14 protein-coding genes and 1 tRNA gene are annotated in these 13,573 nt (G+C 74.1%); 9 read left to right on the top strand and 6 right to left on the bottom strand.

From position 1 onward, the window contains the following. Window positions 1-85: 85 nt before the first annotated feature. The gene (locus RDV89_RS13985) at window positions 86-598 is read right to left on the bottom strand and encodes a LytR C-terminal domain-containing protein (RefSeq protein WP_315733688.1); all 513 of its coding nucleotides are present in this window, start codon (window positions 596-598) and stop codon (window positions 86-88) included. 8 nt (window positions 599-606) lie between these two features. Beyond that, window positions 607-909: a DUF3263 domain-containing protein gene (locus RDV89_RS13980; RefSeq protein WP_315733686.1), complete on the bottom strand. Its 303-nt coding sequence runs from the start codon at window positions 907-909 to the stop codon at window positions 607-609. A 169-nt stretch (window positions 910-1,078) separates the two neighbouring features. Between RDV89_RS13980 and RDV89_RS13975 the strand changes: the two genes are divergently transcribed. Then, complete coding sequence (locus RDV89_RS13975) at window positions 1,079-2,521, top strand: alpha,alpha-trehalose-phosphate synthase (UDP-forming) (RefSeq protein ID WP_315733684.1); 1,443 nt, start codon at window positions 1,079-1,081, stop codon at window positions 2,519-2,521. Between the two features lie 18 nt (window positions 2,522-2,539). Here RDV89_RS13975 and RDV89_RS13970 read toward each other — a convergent pair whose 3' ends face one another. Continuing rightward, on the bottom strand, window positions 2,540-4,003 hold the full coding sequence (locus RDV89_RS13970; protein ID WP_315733683.1) for an FMN-binding glutamate synthase family protein: 1,464 nt from the start codon (window positions 4,001-4,003) through the stop codon (window positions 2,540-2,542). A 48-nt stretch (window positions 4,004-4,051) separates the two neighbouring features. Between RDV89_RS13970 and RDV89_RS13965 the strand changes: the two genes are divergently transcribed. The 4 genes from RDV89_RS13965 to RDV89_RS13950 are packed head-to-tail and all read left to right on the top strand — an operon-like array spanning window position 4,052 to window position 8,832. Further along, a complete protein-coding gene (locus RDV89_RS13965; protein ID WP_315733681.1) occupies window positions 4,052-5,275 on the top strand; it encodes an alpha/beta fold hydrolase in 1,224 nt (407 codons plus the stop codon). Beyond that, complete coding sequence (locus RDV89_RS13960) at window positions 5,262-6,650, top strand: MFS transporter (protein WP_315733679.1); 1,389 nt, start codon at window positions 5,262-5,264, stop codon at window positions 6,648-6,650. Before RDV89_RS13965 ends, RDV89_RS13960 begins: the two co-directional genes overlap by 14 nt. Next, window positions 6,647-8,140, top strand: a complete 1,494-nt coding sequence (locus RDV89_RS13955) for a pyridoxal phosphate-dependent decarboxylase family protein (protein WP_315733677.1) — start codon at window positions 6,647-6,649, stop codon at window positions 8,138-8,140. Before RDV89_RS13960 ends, RDV89_RS13955 begins: the two co-directional genes overlap by 4 nt. Continuing rightward, entirely contained in the window at window positions 8,128-8,832 is a 705-nt protein-coding gene (locus tag RDV89_RS13950) for a uracil-DNA glycosylase (protein ID WP_315734252.1), read from the top strand. The genes RDV89_RS13955 and RDV89_RS13950 overlap by 13 nt, the downstream gene beginning before the upstream one ends. Here the strand turns inward: RDV89_RS13950 and RDV89_RS13945 are convergent. Then, the gene (locus RDV89_RS13945) at window positions 8,768-9,319 is read right to left on the bottom strand and encodes a GNAT family N-acetyltransferase (protein ID WP_315733675.1); all 552 of its coding nucleotides are present in this window, start codon (window positions 9,317-9,319) and stop codon (window positions 8,768-8,770) included. The genes RDV89_RS13950 and RDV89_RS13945 overlap by 65 nt on opposite strands. A gap of 2 nt (window positions 9,320-9,321) precedes the next feature. Then, window positions 9,322-9,804: a MarR family winged helix-turn-helix transcriptional regulator gene (locus tag RDV89_RS13940; RefSeq protein ID WP_315733674.1), complete on the bottom strand. Its 483-nt coding sequence runs from the start codon at window positions 9,802-9,804 to the stop codon at window positions 9,322-9,324. 110 nt (window positions 9,805-9,914) lie between these two features. On the opposite strand from RDV89_RS13940, the gene RDV89_RS13935 reads away from it, so the two are divergent. From RDV89_RS13935 to RDV89_RS13925, 3 genes are read left to right on the top strand one after another with little or no spacing between them, the layout of a single operon-like run. After that, window positions 9,915-10,724: a dioxygenase family protein gene (locus RDV89_RS13935; RefSeq protein ID WP_315733673.1), complete on the top strand. Its 810-nt coding sequence runs from the start codon at window positions 9,915-9,917 to the stop codon at window positions 10,722-10,724. Window positions 10,725-10,761: 37 nt separating this feature from the next. Beyond that, window positions 10,762-11,643, top strand: coding sequence for a pyridoxal kinase PdxY (pdxY, locus tag RDV89_RS13930; RefSeq protein ID WP_315733672.1), 882 nt, complete (start codon window positions 10,762-10,764; stop codon window positions 11,641-11,643). A gap of 10 nt (window positions 11,644-11,653) precedes the next feature. Continuing rightward, window positions 11,654-12,085: a hypothetical protein gene (locus RDV89_RS13925; RefSeq protein WP_315733671.1), complete on the top strand. Its 432-nt coding sequence runs from the start codon at window positions 11,654-11,656 to the stop codon at window positions 12,083-12,085. A gap of 22 nt (window positions 12,086-12,107) precedes the next feature. Here the strand turns inward: RDV89_RS13925 and RDV89_RS13920 are convergent. Further along, window positions 12,108-12,180: transfer RNA gene (locus RDV89_RS13920), tRNA-Thr, on the bottom strand. A gap of 120 nt (window positions 12,181-12,300) precedes the next feature. On the opposite strand from RDV89_RS13920, the gene RDV89_RS13915 reads away from it, so the two are divergent. After that, window positions 12,301-13,560 (top strand): DUF4032 domain-containing protein, encoded by a 1,260-nt coding sequence (locus tag RDV89_RS13915; RefSeq protein ID WP_315733670.1) that lies wholly within the window; start codon window positions 12,301-12,303, stop codon window positions 13,558-13,560. Window positions 13,561-13,573: the final 13 nt, after the last annotated feature.

Here is a 13,573-nt window from a genome sequence, read left to right as displayed (position 1 = left end):
CACCACGTCAGCGGGGTGCCGCGCCCATCAACGAGGCCCTCCGAGCCCCCGGCGGGGCCCGATCGTGAGGGAACTCTCGCCGGGCTCAGCCCTGGTCGGTGTAGTCCGCGGTGAGGATGACGGTCAACCGGTCGCCGCGCATCGGGTCGACCGCGGGCATCAGGCGCCCGATGCCGAGGTCCTCGGCGAGCAGCTGCGCCTCGGGCTCGAGCCGCTCGGGGAAGTAGACCGTGGTCGAGGGGATGGTGCCGACCCAGTTGTCGGACCCGACGACCTGCCAGCCGAGCGCCGTGGTGGCCTCCGCCGTGGTGCCGGCCAGCCCGCTGACCCGCGAGTTGTTGTAGACCTCGACCACGACCTGGCTGCGGTCGATCTCGGGCTCCTCCGGCTCCTCGGGGGCCGGCGCCTCGGTCGTGGGCTCCTCGGTCGGCTCGGCCGTGGTGCTGGTCGGGGCCGGCTGCGCGGCGGTGCGGATCTCGTCGTCGCCACCACCGCCGGTCACGACGAAGGCGAGCGCGGCCATGGCGACCGCGATGACGCTGAGGGCGACGAGGGGGGCGGGGTACGCGACGCCGCGCTGGTCGGAGGAGGTGCGCACGGCCGGCCTCAGGCGTCGAAGCCGAGGCGGCGGGCGGAGCGCTGCCGCTGGCGGGCGGCACGGAGGCGACGCAGGCGGCGGACCAGCAGCGGGTCGGCGGCGAGGGCCTCCGGCTTGTCGATCAGCGCGTTGAGGACCTGGTAGTAGCGGGTGGAGCTCATCTCGAACTTCTCCCGGACCGCCTGCTCCTTGGCCCCCGCGTACTTCCACCAGTGGCGCTCGAACTCGAGGATCTCGAGGTCACGGTCGGACAAGGCGTGGGTCTCCGGGGTGTTCCGCTCGTCTGCGGCGACGGCGTTCGCTGCATCCATGGTCAGGGCTCCTCGAAGGGTACGGGCGGTCGCGCGGCTGGCGTGAAGTGAGAGCGACCCTGCTCGATGGTAGGTGACGAACCACAACGGTGTCATTCGATGCGGTACGCCCGCGCGTCGCGGCCGCAGGCGCCCCTCCCGGCTCGCACGGACGACTAGGGTTGCGGTCGTGGCACCCACCCGCACCGCCGACCTGGTCATCGTCGCCAACCGCCTGCCCGTCGACCGCACGACGCTGCCGGACGGCTCGCAGGGCTGGCGCCGCTCCCCCGGCGGCCTGGTCAGCGCGCTCGAGCCCGTGATGCGCGCCGCCGACGGCGCCTGGATCGGCTGGCCCGGCGGCACCGGCGACGAGGACCTCGAGCCGTTCGTCGAGGACGGCCTGCAGCTGGTGCCGGTGGGGCTGAGCGCCTCCGAGGTCGAGGAGTTCTACGAGGGCTTCTCCAACTCGACCCTGTGGCCGCTCTACCACGACGTCGTGGCCAAGCCGGAGTTCCACCGCGAGTGGTTCGACGCCTACGTCCGGGTCAACGAGCGCTTCGCGCGCCGCACCGCCGAGATCGCCTCCGAGAACGCGACGGTGTGGGTGCAGGACTACCAGCTGCAGCTCGTGCCCCAGATGCTGCGCGAGCTGCGCCCCGACCTGCGCATCGGCTTCTACCTGCACATCCCGTTCCCCCCGAGCGAGCTCTTCCAGCAGCTGCCCTGGCGCCGTCAGGTGCTCGAGGGCCTCCTCGGCGCCGACCTGGTCGGCTTCCAGCTGCCGGCGGGCGCCCAGAACTTCATCCGCCTGGTGCGCCAGCGCGTCGGGCACAAGACGCACCGCGACACGGTCTACCTGCCCGACGGCCGCACCGTGCGGGCCGCCGCCTTCCCGATCAGCATCGACACCGCCGGCTTCGAGGACCTGGCCCGCTCCGAGAAGGTCGAGCAGCGCGCCCAGGCGATCCGCGACGCGCTCGGCAACCCCGCCAAGATCTTCCTCGGCATCGACCGGCTCGACTACACCAAGGGCATCTTCGCCCGGCTGCGTGCGTTCTCCGAGCTCATCTCCGACGGCCACTTCGGCGTCGAGGACGCGGTGTTCGTCCAGGTCGCCACGCCCTCGCGCGAGCGGGTGGAGCAGTACCGGATCCTGCGCGACGACATCGACCGGCTCGTCGGGCGCATCAACGGCGACCTCGGCCGGATCGGCCGCCCGGCCATCTCCTACCTGCACTCCTCCTACCCGCGCGAGGAGATGGCCGCGCTCTACCGGGCCGCCGACGTCATGGTCGTCACGCCCTACCGCGACGGCATGAACCTCGTGGCGAAGGAGTACGTGGCCTGCCGCTACACCGGCGACGGCGCGCTCGTCCTCTCGGAGTTCGCCGGCGCCGCCGAGGAGCTGCGCCAGGCGTGGCTGGTCAACCCCTACGACATCAACGGCATGAAGCAGGCCCTGCTGGCGGCGTACCGCGCCGACCCGAAGGACGTCGCGCGCCGGATGAAGGCGATGCGCAAGACCGTGAGCGAGAAGGACGTCGCCTTCTGGGCCGACCGGTTCCTCACCGACCTCGCGGCCACGCGCCCCGAGCACGGCAAGACGGTACGCCCGGCCCGTCGCTCCTGAGCGGGTCCCGCGGCCCGCTCAGTCGACGTACCCGTAGACCTCGCGCAGGCTGCGCCGCTCGGTGACGCCGTCGACGATGTCGACGTCGTCGACGGTGATCCGCGCGGGGTGGTCGACGCCCACGGCCTCCGCGACCTTGAGCAGGTCGCGGCGCAACGACACGAGGTAGTTCGCGACCCGCTCGGCCTTGAGCGGGACGTCCAGGCCGCGCACGAAGCGCGGGTCCTGCGTCGCGACGCCGACGGGGCACCGGTCGGTGTGGCACTTCTGCGCCTGGATGCAGCCCAGCGCCAGCATCGCCTCACGCCCGACGTTGACCAGGTCGGCGCCGAGGGCGAAGGCCACGACCGCGTTCTCCGGGATCCCGAGCTTGCCGGCCCCGATGAACGTCAGGTCGTCGGAGAGCCCGGCGGCGTCGAAGCGTCGGCGCACCTCGGCGAACCCGATCCGGAAGGGGTAGGCGACGGCGTCGGAGAAGATCAACGGCGCCGCGCCCGTGCCGCCCTCGCCCCCGTCGACGTTGACGAAGTCCACGCCCCGGTCCCCCGCGCTCATCTGGGCGACGAGCTCCTCCCAGAAGTCGAGGTTGCCGACCGCCGACTTGATCCCGACCGGCAGCCCGGTCGCGTCCGCGATCGTCTCGACGAGGTCGAGCATGGAGTCGACGTCGGAGAAGGCGGTGTGCCGGCTGGGCGAGGCGCAGTCCTTGCCCACCTCGATGCCGCGGATCTCGGCGATCTCGGGCGTCACCTTCGCGCCCGGCAGCAGGCCGCCCAGGCCCGGCTTCGCGCCCTGCGACAGCTTGATCTCGATGGCGCGCACGGGTGCGGACGCGACGAGGTCGACGAGGCGGTCGAGGTCGAAGCGGCCCTGGGCGTCGCGGCAGCCGAAGTAGGCCGTGCCGATCTGGAACACCAGGTCGGCGCCCCGACGGTGGTAGGGCGAGAGCCCGCCCTCGCCCGTGTTGTGCCACGCCCCCGCCCGCGCCGCGCCCTCGTCGAGCGCCTCGACGGCCGCGTGCGAGAGGGAGCCGAAGCTCATCCCGGAGATGTTGACGACCGAGGCCGGGGTGAATGCGTGCCGGCGTCCCCGGGGGCCGCCGAGCACCTTGAGCCCGGGCAGCGGCACGCCCTCCTCGGAGTGGGGGTGGGTGCCCGGCCCGACGCCGAAGGTGCGGTGCTTGACGATCGGGTAGCCCACCGTGCGCTCGACGTCGTTGTCGGTGCCGAAGCCGACGTAGGCGTTCTCCAGCTTCGAGCTCGCGTAGACCCAGCGCCGCTGGTCGCGGGTGAAGGGCCGCTCCTCGTCGTTGGACGCCACGACGTACTGCCGCAGCTCGGGCCCGAAGCGCTCCATGAGGTAGCGCGCGTGACCCACGACGGGGTAGTTGCGCAGCACCGCGTGGTGGCGCTGCGTGAGGTCGTACGCCGCGAGGCCGCCGAGGGCGGCGGCGCCGAGGCCGAGCAGGGAGCGGGTTCTCACGACGCCAAGCCTGCCCCACGGGAGGTGACCGGCGAGTACCTTCGGCCCATGGACCTCCTCCCGAAGCCGGACCAGGTCGTCTCCGCGACCGGCAACGTGGCCCACAAGCTGCTCTACGGCGGCCTCGCCGACCTGCGGCCGATGCCCCGGGTGCTGATCGACGACGGGCAGCTGCGCGAGGTCTACCACTACCGGCCGGACCCGGCGGTGCCCGAGACCGGCGACCCCGTCCTGCTGGTCACCCCGCTGGCCGCGCCCTCCTCGTGCTTCGACCTGCGCCGCGGCTGCTCGCTGGTCGAGCACTTCGTGGCCCAGGGGCGTCCGACCTACCTCGTCGAGTACGGCCAGGTCTCCTTCAGGGACCGCAACCTCGGCATGGAGCACTGGATCTCGGAGGTCGTGCCCACCGCGATCCGGGAGGTCGCGGCCCACGCGGGCGGGCGCTCCGTGCACGTCGTCGGGTGGAGCCTGGGCGGCATCTTCGCCGCGCTGACCGTCGCGCACGACCCGGCCCTGCCGGTGGCGTCGCTGACCGTGCTCGGCTCACCGTTCGACCTGTCGAAGGTGCCGCTCATCGCGCCGCTGCGCCCGCTGCTCAACCTGAACCTGCCACCGCAGCTGCGGGCGGTCACGCGGGCGTACCAGACCCTGGGCGGAGCGCCGCGCCCCCTCGTGCGCTGGGCCTTCCAGCTCACCGCGTTCCAGAAGCTCGTGACGAAGCCGCTCGCGCTGGTCCAGCACCTCGACGACACCGAGTTCCTCGCGCAGGTCGAGGCCGTCGACGACTTCACCGCGAACATGATCGCCTACCCCGGCCGGTCGTTCGGGCAGCTCTACCACCGGATGTACCGCGGCAACGCGCTGCTCTCGGGCACCTTCGAGCTCGACACCCCCGACGCCCCGGGCTCCCCCGACGGGACGACCACGATCCACCTCTCCGAGATCTCGTGCCCGGTCCTGGTCTTCGCCGGCGCCACCGACGGGATCGCCCCGGTCAGCGCCGTGCGGCCGCTGACCGAGCTGCTGACCGGCGCCCGCGAGGTCGGCTTCGAGGTCGTGCCGGGCGGCCACCTCGGGATGCTCACGGGCCGTGCGGCCCGCACGACCACCTGGGTGGCTCTCGACGAGTGGCTCGACCGCTGGTCGACGCCCCGCCCCCTCGACGGCTCGGAGCCGGACCCGGACGCACCGCCGAGCGCACCCCGCGCCGACCGGATCGGCTCGAACCGGACCCGCCGCTACGGCTCGGCGGCGTCGCGTGCCTTCGGCTGAGCCCTCACCGGCCGGGCCACCGGGCGAGGCACTCCCCCTCGGCGTGCGGGCGGGGTACGGCGCGGGCTCGGTCGCCACGGGCGCGTTCGGCACCGTGCCGGGGCTGATGCTGCTGCCCTACCTGACCGACGAGCTCGGCCTCGCGGCGCTGTGGGCGGGCCTGGTCGTGGTCGCGCCGAAGGCCTGGGACGTGCTGCTCAACCCGGTCGCCGGCCGGATCACCGACCGCACCCGCGACCCGCGCGGTCCACGGCGCCCCTGGCTGCTGCGGGCCGGGCTGCCCCTCGCCGTGCTCTTCGCCGCGATCTTCGCCTCCCCCGGCCTCGGCAGCGCCGGTCTCGAGGCCGTCTGGGTGCTGGTGTTCTTCCTGGCCTGCGCCACGGCGTACGCGTTCTTCCAGGTGCCGTTCGTCGCGATGCCCGCCGAGATGACGGCCTCCTACGACGAGCGCACGCGGCTGATGACCTGGCGCGTGGCCCTGCTGGCGCTGACCATCCTCGTCACCGGCGCGAGCGCGCCCGCGATCCGCGACGCGGTCGGCGGCCGCGACGGCTACCGCCTGATGGGCGTGGTGGTCGCGGCGGTGATCGTCGTCGGCGTGGTGGCCGCGTACGCCGGCACCCGCCGCGCCCCGGTCACCGCGCCCGCCGCCGGGGCGGGGAGCCTGCGCGAGCAGCTGCGGCTGGTCGCCGGGGCGCGCGACTTCCGGCTGCTGCTCACCACGTTCGTCCTGCAGGCGCTCGCGACCGGGACGATGCTGGCGGGCGTCGACTACGTCGCCCGCACCGTCCTGGAGCGCCCGGGCGCCGCGACCGTCCTGTTCGTGTGCTTCGTCGGTCCGGCACTGGTGCTCACCCCGGTGTGGACGGCGTACGGCGAGCGCGTCGGGAAGCGGCGCGGCTACCTGCTGGCCTCCTTCGTGCTCGCGACGGGGGCGCTGCTGCTCGTCGGCGCGCAGGTGGTGCCGGCGGCGGTCGTCTTCGTCGCGGTGGCGCTGGTCGGGGTGGGCTACGCCGGCGCCCAGGTGTTCCCGCTCGCGATGCTGCCCGACGCCGCGGCCCTCGACGCCCGGCGCACCGGCGAGAACCGCACCGGCGTCTACACCGGGGTGTGGACCGCCGGCGAGACGCTGGGCCTGGCGCTCGGGCCCGGCGTCTTCGCGGTGGTGCTGGCGCTCGGCGGCTACGTCTCGGCCACCGGCGGCGGCGCCGAGCAGCCCGCGTCCGCCGTCACGGCGATCGTGCTCGGCTTCTCGCTGCTGCCCGCCGCGCTCGTGCTCCTCAGCCTGCTGTGGCTGCGGCGCTACTCCATCGACGCCGCGACCCTGGCTGCCGCCGGTCCGGTCCCGTCCGACCCCGAGGAGGTGGGGCGGTGAGCCTCGAGCCCATGAGCCCCGACGAGGTCCGCGCCCGCCTGGCGCGGCTGCAGTCCGACGACCTGCCCACGCACGGCGGGCGCACCCTCGCCTACGTGTACGACGGCGGGCTCGCCGACGTGGACCGGCTCGGACGCGAGGCCGTGGCGGCGTACGCGGCGACCAACGGCCTCGACCCGACCGCCTTCCCCAGCGTGCTCACGCTGGAGAACGAGGTCGTGGGCCGCACCTGCGACCTGCTCGACGCGCCGGCGAGCACGGTCGGGACGGTCACCTCCGGCGGCACGGAGTCGGTCCTGCTGGCCGTGCAGGGCGCCCGCGACGCGCGCGGCGACCTGCGGGAGGCGGGCGTGCGCCCCCGGATGGTGCTGCCCTCCACGATCCACGCGGCCTTCCTCAAGGCGGCCCACTACTACGACGTCGAGGCCGTCGTCGTGCCCGTCGGGGCGGACTTCCGCGCCGACGTCGACGCGATGCGCGCGGCCGTCGAGGCCGACCCGCACCGCACGGTGCTGGTGGCCGTCAGCGCGCCGTCGTACGCCCACGGCGTCGTCGACCCGGTGGCCGAGGTCGCGGCGGTGGCCGCGGCCCACGGGGTGCGCTGCCACGTCGACGCGTGCATCGGCGGGTGGGTGCTGCCGTACGCCCGTCGGCTCGGCCGGGCGGTGCCGCCCTGGACCTTCGAGGTCGAGGGCGTCACCAGCATCTCGGTGGACCTGCACAAGTACGCCTACGCCCCCAAGGGCACCTCGGTGCTGCTGCACCGCACTCCGGCGCTGCGCCGCCCGCAGTACTTCGCGAACGCCGACTGGCCCGGCTACACGATGCTCAACACGACGCTGCAGTCGACGAAGTCGGGCGGGCCGCTGGCCGGGGCGTGGGCCGTGCTGAACGCGATCGGCGACGACGGCTACCTCGACCTGACCCGCCGCGTCCTCGACGGCGTGGACACGGTGGTCGCCGCCGTGCGCGACCTCGACGGCCTCGCGCTCGTCGCCCCGCCCGACTCGACCCTGCTCGCGCTCGCCGCCGACGGGTCCTGCGACGTGTTCACCGTCGCCGACGAGCTCGCCGAGCTGGACTGGCTGGCGCAGCCGCAGCTGACGCACGCGGGCCGGCCGCCGACGCTGCACCTCTCGCTGAGCGCGGCCACCGACGCGACCGGGCTCGTCGCGGCCCTACGCACCGCGGTCGCGGCGGCGCGGGAGCGGGGGCCGGTGCGCATCGACCCGGACGTCGTGGCGTTCGTCGCGGCCCTCGACCCGGCGACGCTGGGCGACGAGGAGCTGGACGGCCTGCTCGCAGCGCTCGGGCTCGCAGCGGGCGCCGATGGCGGTGCCCCGGCCCTGCCGGAGCGGATGGGCGAGGTCAACGCGCTGCTCGACCTCGCGTCCCCCCGCCTGCGCGAGGCCCTGCTGACGGCGTTCCTGGACCGTCTGGCCCGGCCCGTGCGGCTCGCGCCCGCGGACCCGGCAGAATCGGGCGGGTGAGCCTCGACGGACTGGTGGAGAAGGGCCTCGTCGCGCCGGACTGGGCCGAGGCCCTGCGCGGGGTCGACGCGACGATCGACGACCGCGTCGGCGCGATGGGTGCGTTCCTGCGCGAGGAGCTGGCGGCCGGACGACCCTACCTGCCCGCGGGCGACGCCGTCTTCCGCGCCTTCCAGCGGCCCTTCGCCGAGGTGCGGGTGCTCGTCGTCGGGCAGGACCCCTACCCGACGCCCGGGCACCCGATCGGCCTGTCGTTCGCCGTCGCCCCCGACGTGCGCCCCGTGCCCCGCAGCCTGGAGAACATCTACCGCGAGCTGCGCGACGACCTCGACGTGGCCACCCCGGACCACGGCGACCTCACCGCCTGGGCCGACCAGGGCGTGATGCTGCTCAACCGCTGCCTGACCGTGCGCCCCGGCGCCTCGGCGTCGCACCGCGGGAAGGGCTGGGAGCACGTCACGGCCACCGCGATCACCGCCTGGGTGCGCCGTGGCGGCCCCCGCGCCGCGATCCTGTGGGGCCGCGACGCCCAGACGCTCGTGCCCCACCTCGGCGAGGTGCCCCACGTGGCCTCGGCGCACCCCTCGCCGCTGTCGGCCAGCCGCGGATTCTTCGGCTCGCGGCCGTTCAGCGCGGTGAACGCCCTGCTCGTCGAGCAGGGCGGCGACCCGGTCGACTGGCGACTCGCCTGAGGTCCAGGGGTCGGCCCCGCAGCATCGTCGTGTCCGGGCGGTCCGGCGCTGCCACGAAGCCCCGGCCGGCGTAGAGCCGCCGGGCCGGGTTGCCCGCCTCGACGCTGAGGCTGACCCGCAGGCCGAGACGGTCCGCCGCCGCGAGCGCCTCGTCGAGCAGCAGCCCGCCGATCCCGGCTCCGCGGTAGCCCGAGAAGACGCACAGCCCCAGCTCCGGCACGCCGTCGGCGACGAAGCCGTGGCCGGGCGCGGAGGCGTCGAGGAACTGCAGCCAGACCACGCCGACGTCGCGGCCCTCGAGCCGCGCGGCGAACCCGAGGTCGCCCCGGTCGGGGTCCAGGACCGTGTAGCACCGCAGGTCGGGTCGACGGTCCACGTCCGCCAGCGTGAAGCGCTCGGGGCCCACCCGGTTGAGGTTGACGTGCGTGGCGGTGCGCAGCAGGTGCTCGTCGGCCGGCTCGAGCGGGCGCAGCACGACCTCGGGCACCGTCAGCCGTCCAGCGTGCGCAGGCCGGAGGTCTCGAGGTTGCCGCGGATGGTGGCGGCGATCGCGGTGAGCTGGCGCACCTGGTCGCGGCTCAGCCCGTCGAGCACCAGCTGCCGCACCGTCCCGACGTGGCCCGGCGCGGCCTCGACGAGGACGGCGTACCCCTCCTCGCTCAGCGTGCACTCCGTGACCCGTCGGCTCGTCGGCGACGGCGAGCGCTGCACCCAGCCGCGCGCCTCCAGCTTCTTCACGACGTGGGAGAGCCGCGAGAGCGACGCGTTCACCCGGCCGGCGAGCTCGCTCATCGGCAGCCGGCGCCCCGGCTCGTCCGAGAGCATCGCGAGCACCTGGTAGTCGAAGTGCGTCATGCCCGAGTCGCGCTGCACCTGGGAGTCGAGCGCGGGGCCGAGCCGCAGCAGCACGCCCACGAGGGCCAGCCACGCCTCCTGCTCCTCGGCGTCCAGCCACGGTGCGTCGTCGGTCACGTCCCGCACCCTAGGGCCTGGGCGTCCGGCTGGACCTGAGACCCCGCCGCACCAAATGCTTGAACCTTCAATCGTTCTCGCCTACGGTGGACCCGGACGAAGGAGACGACGTGACCGCCACGGGGACCACCACCACGAGCACCACCGACCGCATGCCCGCCCTCTACATCGGGCACGGCGCACCGCCGCTGCTCGACGACCCGACGTGGTCGGGCCAGCTGTCGGCGTGGGCGGCGACCCTGCCCCGCCCGAAGGCCGTCCTCATCGTCAGCGCCCACTGGGAGTCGGCCCCGGTCAGCCTCAGCGCGTCGGGGCCGGGCGTCGAGCTCGTCTACGACTTCGGCGGCTTCCACCCGCGCTACTACCAGATGCAGTACCGCACGCCCGACGCCTCGGCGCTCGCCCGCCGCGTCGCCGCGATGATGCCGGACGGCGAGCCGGTCCACCAGCACCGCACGCGCGGGCTCGACCACGGCGCCTGGGTGCCGCTGAAGATCATGTACCCCGAGGCCGACGTCCCGGTGCTGCAGATGTCGCTGCCCACCGACGACCCGTACCGCCTGCTCGCCCTGGGTGAGCGTCTGCGGCCGCTGCGCGACGAGGGCGTGCTCATCGTCGGTTCCGGGTTCCTCACCCACGGGCTGCCCTTCCTGCGCGACTTCAGCATCGGGGCGCAGGCACCCGGCTGGTCCGTCGACTTCGACCTGTGGGCGGCCGACGCCCTGGCCCGCGGCGACGTCGACGAGCTCGCGGCGTACCGCTCCAAGGCCCCCGGCATGCCCTACGCCCACCCGACCGTCGAGCACTACACGCCGCTGTTCATCACGCTCGGCGCCGCGCTGCAGCCCGACGCCCCCGGCGACCAGCGCATCGACGGCTACTGGATGGGGCTCTCGAAGCGGTCCCTGCAGGTCGCCTGAGCGCCCCACGCGGGCGCGCCGTGCGAGACTCGCGCCCGTGAAGATCCTGTCCATCCAGTCGTCGGTGGCCTACGGCCACGTCGGCAACTCCGCCGCCACGTTCCCGCTGCAGCGCCTGGGCCACGAGGTGTGGCCGGTGCTGACCGTCCACTTCTCGAACCACACGGGGTACGGCGCGTGGCGCGGCCCGCTGCTGGCCCCCGCCGACGTCGCCGACGTGATCACTGGCATCGGCGAGCGGGAGGTGACCGGTCCGGACGGACGGGCGGTCAGCGTGCTCAGCACGGCCGACGCGGTGCTGTCGGGCTACCAGGGCGCCGAGGAGGTGGGGGCGGTCGTCCTCGACGCGGTCGCCCGCGTCAAGGAACTCAACCCCCGCGCCGTCTACTGCTGCGACCCGGTGATGGGCGACGTCGGGCGCGGCATGTTCGTTCGCCCCGGGATCCCCGAGTTCATGCGCGACGAGGTGGTGCCGCACGCCGACGTCCTCACCCCGAACCACTTCGAGCTCGACTTCCTGGCGGGCACCACGACCCGCACGGAGGCCGAGGTGCTCGCCGCGGTCGACACGATCCGCGACCGGGGCCCCCGCGACGTCCTCGTCACCAGCGTCATCACCGACGAGACCCGGGAGAACACCCTCGAGGTCGTCGCCGTCTCCGACGACGGCGCCTGGGCGGTGACGACCCCGCAGCTGCCGATCGCCCCCAACGGCTGCGGCGACGTCACCTCGGCGCTCTACCTCGCGCACCTCACCACCACCGGCTCCCCCGCCACGGCCCTGGAGCGCACCACCTCGACCGTCTTCAGCATCCTCGAGGCGACGATCGCGGCCGGGACCCGCGAGATCCAGCTGGTCGGCGCCCAGGCCTCGATCGCCGCACCGCCGGACCGCTTCGCCGCCCGCCAGCTGCGCTGAGACCGACGCCGTGCTGAGCCGCGACGTCGAGGTCGTCCTGCCCGGTCGCACGCGCGCCCGCGTGGTCGAGCGCGCGCGGGCGTACGAGGGCCGCCGCTGGACGGGTCTGTGGGTCCGCGTCGACGGCGACCGCGTGACCGCCCGCGACCTCGGCGGTGGGCGGTCCATGGAGGACGGCGTGCTGCGCGGCCGGCTGCTGCAGGAGGGCGACGACGTCGTGATCCGCGGCCGGATGCGGTGGGGCAACCTGGTCGCGTTCCTCGGGCTGTGGCTGGTCATCGGGGCGGCGATCCTGGCGATGGCCGTCCACTACGGCGACGGCGTGATCTACCTGGCCGCCTGCCTCCCGCTCGGCTTCGCGGTGCTGTGGGTGCGCTGGATCCTCGGCGTGCGCGAGGAGCACGAGACGCGGCTGCGCCGGCGGCTGCAGGAGGCGCTCTGAACGACGGGCCGTCCGGGCCCCGAGCCGCGTGAGAGACTCGAACTCTCGACCGCTCGCTTACAAGGCGAGTGCTCTACCAACTGAGCTAACGCGGCGGGTCGCTCGCGCGACGCGCTCATCGTAGTCACGGCCGCGGGAGCGTCGCGCGCCGCCGTGCGCGTCACACTTCCACGGCGCCGGAGTCACGCCGTAGGGTCCTGGGACGGAGGTTCCCCATGGCGCTGCGCATCACCGCGAACCGGCCCGACCCGGCCATCCTGTCCCTGCCCTGGGACACGCCGCTCGAGGACTGGACCGACCACGTCGTCCGGCTCCCGCAGGGGATCTCGCGGCACGTGGTGCGGATGGTGCAGCTGCCGGGTCGCCGCGGCGTGGGCGGGGCGACGTACGCGGTCAAGGAGACCCAGGAGCCGATCGCCTTCCGCGAGTACGCCACGCTGCGGGACCTCCAGCGCGCGGGCCAGCCCGCGGTGGTCCCGCACGGGGTCGTGGCGGGGCGCGCCACCAAGGACGGCGAACCCCTGCCCGCCGCGCTGATCACCCACCACCTCGGCTACTCCCTGCCCTACCGCAGCCTCTTCGCGCACGGCGCCAGCGCCGACAACGTCCCCGCGCTCGTCGACGCCCTCGTCGTGCTCCTCGTCCGGCTGCACCTGCGCGACTTCTACTGGGGGGACGTGTCGCTGTCGAACGTGCTGTTCCGCCGCAGCGCCGGAGGATTCGCCGCGTACCTCGTCGACGCCGAGACCGGCGAGTGGCGCACCACGCTGTCCGACCGGCTGCGGGAGTACGACGTGGAGGTCGGCTGCCAGAACGTGTTCGCCGAGCTGATGGACCTGCAGGCGGCGGGCTCGCTCGCGACCGACGCCGACATCCTCGCCGTGGTGCGCCGGATCGAGGAGCGCTACGCGGCCCTGTGGACCGAGCTCACCGAGTCGGAGGAGTTCTCGACCGCAGAGATGTGGCGCATCGAGCAGCGCATCGACCGGCTCAACGAGCTCGGCTTCGACGTCGAGGAGCTCGACATCGTCACCGACTACGACGGCGACCGCGTCGAGATCCAGCCCCGGGTCGTCGAGGCGGGGCACCACTGCCGCGAGCTGCAGGCCCTGACCGGGCTGGTCGTCGAGGACGCGCAGGCGCGCCGCCTGCTCAACGACCTCGCCGCCTTCACGGCCCACCACGACCTGGGCGGCGCCGACCGCATGCAGACGGCCCACCGCTGGCTCTCCGAGGTCTACGAGCCGCTGACCCGCATGCTGCCGGCGGACGCCCGCGGCGAGATCGAGCCGCCGGAGATGTTCCACCAGGTCCTCGAGCACCGGTGGTTCCTCTCCGAGCAGGCCGGGCACGAGGTGGAGATCTTCGCGAGCGCCCGCGACTGGATCTCGAACGTCCTCGAGCAGGGCCGCGCGACCACGGCACGGGCCTCCGAGACCGCCGAGCGGCTGGCGGTCCACGACGACGGGGCGTAGGTCCGCGCGGCGT

Source organism: Nocardioides imazamoxiresistens, from assembly GCF_032378595.1.
Classification (GTDB): domain Bacteria; phylum Actinomycetota; class Actinomycetes; order Propionibacteriales; family Nocardioidaceae; genus Nocardioides; species Nocardioides imazamoxiresistens.
The sequence above is the reverse complement of the archived record's forward strand: the minus strand, read 5'-3'. Positions and strand labels throughout refer to the sequence as shown.

Excerpts from the sequence above, each read along its gene's own strand:
- RDV89_RS13965 (WP_315733681.1), top strand. The coding sequence starts at position 4,052 with ATGGACCTCCTCCCGAAGCCGGACCAGGTCGTCTCCGCGACCGGCAAC.
- RDV89_RS13915 (WP_315733670.1), top strand. The coding sequence starts at position 12,301 with ATGGCGCTGCGCATCACCGCGAACCGGCCCGACCCGGCCATCCTGTCC.
- RDV89_RS13980 (WP_315733686.1), bottom strand. The coding sequence starts at position 909 with ATGGATGCAGCGAACGCCGTCGCCGCAGACGAGCGGAACACCCCGGAG.